Origin of the sequence: Algoriphagus sp., from assembly GCF_024642405.1 — a bacterium.
Taxonomy (GTDB): domain Bacteria; phylum Bacteroidota; class Bacteroidia; order Cytophagales; family Cyclobacteriaceae; genus Algoriphagus.
The window spans coordinates 1-5285 of record NZ_JAHEBC010000269.1 but is presented as its reverse complement, the minus strand read 5'-3'; the positions used below and the strand labels follow the sequence as shown (position 1 = coordinate 5285).

3 protein-coding genes are annotated in these 5285 nt (G+C 35.0%); all 3 read left to right on the top strand.

The genetic code is table 11. The annotated features are described in order from the left end of the window. A partial coding sequence (locus Q0L68_RS15845; RefSeq protein WP_296705090.1) for a Gfo/Idh/MocA family oxidoreductase occupies positions 1–1195 on the top strand: 1195 nt, incomplete at its 5' end. A 1-nt stretch (position 1196) separates the two neighbouring features. Beyond that, on the top strand, positions 1197–3338 hold the full coding sequence (locus Q0L68_RS15840; protein ID WP_296705089.1) for a bi-domain-containing oxidoreductase: 2142 nt from the start codon (positions 1197–1199) through the stop codon (positions 3336–3338). Between the two features lie 47 nt (positions 3339–3385). Next, the gene (locus tag Q0L68_RS15835; protein ID WP_296705088.1) at positions 3386–5236 is read left to right on the top strand and encodes an alginate lyase family protein; all 1851 of its coding nucleotides are present in this window, start codon (positions 3386–3388) and stop codon (positions 5234–5236) included. Positions 5237–5285 lie beyond the last annotated feature (49 nt).

Here is a 5285-nt window from a genome sequence, read left to right as displayed (position 1 = left end):
GAAGAACTGGTTACTTCCTCTAAACGATAATTATTCGATAATCAGAGGCTGGGCTAGAATTAAATCGGATTTATTTGATTTGAAAAATGAAAAAGAGCTGGAAAATGTTTTCCCAATTATTTCTGGAAAAAATTCCATCCTTCCAATGGAATCATTGCAGTCGTTATTTTTAATGATTTCAACTATTTCTTTTGAATCAATAGATCAAGTCTTTTTACAAAAAAAGAATTTTGAACTTGTTCAAATCAAAAAAAATAAAAAAGCAGTTGATGCAGCTTTGTTTGGGTTTGGAAATTATGCTAGAACAATTACGCTACCCTATCTCAAACCTTTTGTCGAGGTGGTTAAAGTACATGAAATTGATCCTTCTTTATTTGTTAATTCAAAAATATCAATTGCGTCAACTTCCCCTTTCGCCGAAGTGGATGATTTTAAGATACCCGTTTGGTTAATAGCTGGTTTTCACCATACACATGCTCAACTAGCAATATCTGCAATTGAAAATGGTATCATTCCTGTAATTGAAAAACCAATAGCTACAACTTGGGAAGATTATCATCAATTTGAAAAAATTGCTAGGGAGAAGAAAGCCATCTTTTTTCAATGTTTTCAGAAGAGATATCAGATTTTTAATGATTTCATTAAGGAAGATTTGAAAGTGAATTTGGGAGATCCTGTCCATTTTAAAGCTACCGTATTTGAGATACCTTTGGATAAATATCATTGGTACAACTGGCCTGTTTCGGGAAGTAGAATTACTTCAAATGGCTGTCATTGGATTGACCATTTTTTATTTTTGAATGACTACTGTGATTGGATTGACTTTCAGGTAAATCAACTTACTCCTGAAGATTTAGTAATTCAAATCAAGTTAAGTAATGGAGCCTCTGGCATTATTACCCTATCTGATACAGGTTCTAATAGAATAGGAATGAGAGAATATGTTGAATTTTCAGTTCCAGGAAGTAGAGCTTATGTCAAAGATTCTCTTTATTATGAAAGTGAATCCAATGAAAAAATTATTCGGAAGTACAGCACGGATAAATTAGCCTACTTACGGAAAATGTATAAAGAAATAGGGAGGAAAATCTCACAAGGAGAGCGTGGTGATGAGTTGAAAACACTCAAGTCTACCAAGCTTTGCTTAGAAATTGAAGATCAGTTACAGCATCAAAATACAGGATACAAAAAGTAGTATGAAGCAAATTATACAATCCTTTAAGACAGGGGAAACCATTTTAGAAGAACTTCCAGCCCCTATTGTCTCTAAAGGCAATTTATTAATAAGAACTACCCATTCCTTAGTTTCCTTAGGAACAGAACGTATGCTAGTTGAATTTGGGAAAGCTAACTTAATCCAAAAGGCAAGGCAGCAGCCAGATAAGGTGAAAATGGTGTTGGATAAAATAAAAGCAGAAGGATTACTTCCAACCCTTGAGACAGTCTTTAATAAATTAGAACAACCCTTACCTTTAGGTTATTGCAATGTCGGAGTAGTGGAAGAGGTTGGCGAAGGTGTTAGTGGTTTTCAAATAGGGGATCGTGTTGTATCCAATGGTTCACATGCCGAATATGTATCGGTTCCTAAAAATCTCACCGCAAAAATCCCTGCTGAAGTGAGCAATGAAGAAGCTGTATTTACAGTGATAGGCTCTATAGGACTTCAAGGAATGAGACTTTGTAATCCTGGTTTTGGTGAGACAATAGTTGTCACTGGGCTTGGTTTAATAGGACTATTGACCGCTCAAATGTTGATTGCTAATGGTTGCCAAGTGATTGGAATTGACTTGGACAAAGCTAAATGCCAGTTGGCTGAAAAATTTGGGGTAATTGCGGTTAATCCGAGTGAATCTGGTGATCCTGTTCAGACAGTAATGCTTCATACCGAGGGAGTTGGTGCTGATGGGGTGATTATTACTGCCTCAACTAAGTCTAATGAGGTAATATCTCAGGCTGCAAAAATGTCTCGAAAGAGAGGTAGAATCATATTAGTAGGAGTAATAGGATTAGATATAAGCCGAGCTGATTTTTATGAAAAGGAATTGACTTTCCAAGTGTCTTGCTCCTATGGTCCTGGTAGATATGATGATGATTACGAGCAAAAAGGGATAGATTACCCTTTGCCCTATGTGAGATGGACGGAAAAAAGAAACTTTGAGTCCATTCTTTATTCCCTAAAATCCGGGAGAGTATGCGTAAAAGAACTTATTACAGAGCAAATTCCTTTGGAGAATTTTCAGCAGGTTTACGGAAATATTGGGAGTTCAAAGTCAATTGCCAGTATTTTACTCTACTCTGAAAAAGAAGGGAAAAAGCAGTTAAATCAAGATCGCACTTTGATTGTAAATCCCCCAAAATTTCAGATTTCAAAAGGAGTAGTTGGGATTATTGGAGCTGGTAACTTTACCAAAATGACGCTACTTCCTGCAATTAAGGATTTGACAATTAGGACCAAATATATTGCATCTTCAGGAGGATTGTCAGGTACTCAGCTTGCAAAAAAGCACTCCATTGAAAATTCTACCACTGACTATAATTTTATCTTAGAAGATAAAGAGGTAGATACTCTTGTGATTACTACCCGACATAATTCACATGCCAAATTTGTAAGAGAAGGGATAAAATTTGGAAAGCATGTGTTCGTGGAGAAACCTTTAGCGCTGACAAGTGAAGATTTGGATCAAATTGAAAAGGAATTTTGGGGTCAAAGCCAATCTTCTCTAATGGTAGGATTTAATAGACGCTTTTCTCCTCATACGATGGCTATGAAAAAGACTATTGGAAATGCCGGTACGCCTATTCAACTTGTTGCTACTATGAATGCTGGATTTATTCCTTCGAATGTTTGGATTCATGATATGAAAGTCGGCGGGGGGAGAATCATTGGAGAAGCTTGTCATTATTTAGATTTAGCTGTTTTCCTAACCGGATCGAAAATCAAATCAGTTTGTATGAATGCGATGGGTGTCAACCCTGAGGAAAATACGGACAATGCTACACTAATGGTAAAACATGAAAATGGAAGTACTTCTGTGATTAACTATTTTTCAAATGGATCAAAAGCTTACAGTAAAGAAAGACTAGAAGCATATTGGAATGAGCAAACCATGATCATGGATAACTTTAGGCAGACATCAGGTTTTGGCGTCAAAGGATTTAAAAACTTGAAGACGAAATTAGATAAAGGTCATAAAAGCCAATTTGCAGCCTATTTTAAGTTTATTAAAGAAGGGGGAGAAGCTCCCATCCCTTTTGATGAAATATTTAACGTAAGTAGAGCTGCATTGGCGTCTATTCAAAGTTTGAAAACTGGCCAATGGGTGCAAGTTTACGCATGATTAATAAATTAAAAAAAATACCAATTTACTTTCAATTCATTCAAAATATGGGTTTTAGGTATGTCTTTTACCGAATTTCTCATGAATTTGAAAAACGCTCCGGTCTTCTTAAAAGTAGACATCCGCAGAATCCCCCTCTAAAATATTTCATTTCCTGGGAAGAATGGAGAGAAAATCAAAAGGGATTTTTCTTTGATCAGCGTGAGGATTTTTCTTCGCATGAACAGCCTAATACAGAACTAAAAGATCGATTTGAAAAAATCAAAAAAGGTATATTTCGATTCTTCTTTCACCAAGAGCTAGATTTAGGATTAAATTATAATTGGGTCACGCACCCATTGACAGGTAAGGTTTTTTCAAATCAAAAGCATTGGAGTGAAGTCCCTGATTTTGATCCAGCATTAGGAGATATAAAGTATTTATGGGAAAAGTCGAGATTCACTTTTATTCATGATGTCATCAGATATGATCTGAGTTCTGGAGAAGATCATTCTCTTTGGGTAAAAAATGAAATTGAAAGTTGGATAACTAGTAATCCAATTAACTCTGGTCCAAATTGGAGGTGCAGTCAAGAAATTTCATTAAGGATATTTAATTGGTCTTTTGCACTGAATTTTTACCGGAACTCTCCCCATTTCAATGAGGAGTTCTGGATCAAGGTTCAGCACGTGGTTTATTGGTCCTTGCACCATGTTTATCAGCACATTGATTTCTCAAGGATCGCTGTGAGAAACAATCATGCCATCTCCGAAACCTTATTTTTGACCGTTAGTGAGCTTTTGTTTCCATTTATTCCGGAAACAAAGAAATGGGCGGATCAAGGGAGAAGGTGGTTTGAAGAAGAGATTGATTATCAAATTTATGAAGATGGTACTTTCCTTCAATTCAGTACAAATTATCAAAGAGTTGTCGTTCAGCTTTTGACTTTTGGGATTACTTTGACAGAAATCCATCAAAAACCTTTTTCTGTTAGTGTTTACAAAAAAGCATATGATTGTTTAAACTTTTTATTCACCTGCCAAGTGAAAGAAAATGGGTTCCTTCCTAATTATGGAGCAAACGATGGGGCATTATTTTTTCAATTAAGTGAACAGCATTTTAGAGATTATAGGCCTCAGCTTAATTCTTTGCATAAAATCCTTACCGGGAAATTTTTGTATGAAAAGGCAGCTACCTCAGAATGGGATTGGTTTGGAAAAAAACTTAGTAAATGCAAAGCTGAATTACCTACATTAAGTTGGAAAAATGGAGCATTTTCATTCCCTTTTGGGGGATATTACATAATCAGAGAAATTGAAAGTCTCACTTTTATCCGTTGTGGAAGCCATATAGATAGACCTCAGCAAGCTGATAATTTACATATTGATATATGGATAAATGGTAAGAATGTTTTGTTAGATTCTGGTACTTACAAATACAATTGTGAAAAAGAATTGAAAGAAAATTTTGAAGGTACTGTTGGCCATAATACAGTAAGCATTGAGAAAAAAAGTCAAATGTTAAAAGGAAGTAGGTTTATTTGGTTTTATTGGACTCAATGTTTGAAAGCAGCTATTTTTGAAAAAGAAGAATATTGGGAATTTGAAGGCAAAATTTCGGCTTTTAGATTTCTTTTTGGAAATTGCATCCACAATAGAAATGTGATTAAGAAAAAAGGAGTAAACCATTGGCGGGTAAAAGACACTATTTTAAACGTACCAAAAAATACTGAAGCCTATCAAATTTGGAATTCAGAAAATTTAGATGAATTACAAATTCAAACTGATTTTCGAGATTTTTCTAAATATGAAAAAGGCTACTTTAGCGAACATTATGGAGAATATAAGGAAGTGAATAGACTTTATATTCCGTTCAAGACACCTGAAATAGAAACTAGTTTCTTTTATAAATTCAAATGAATATTTTACTGATACATCAGTATTTTTTGGAAGATAACGATCATGGCGG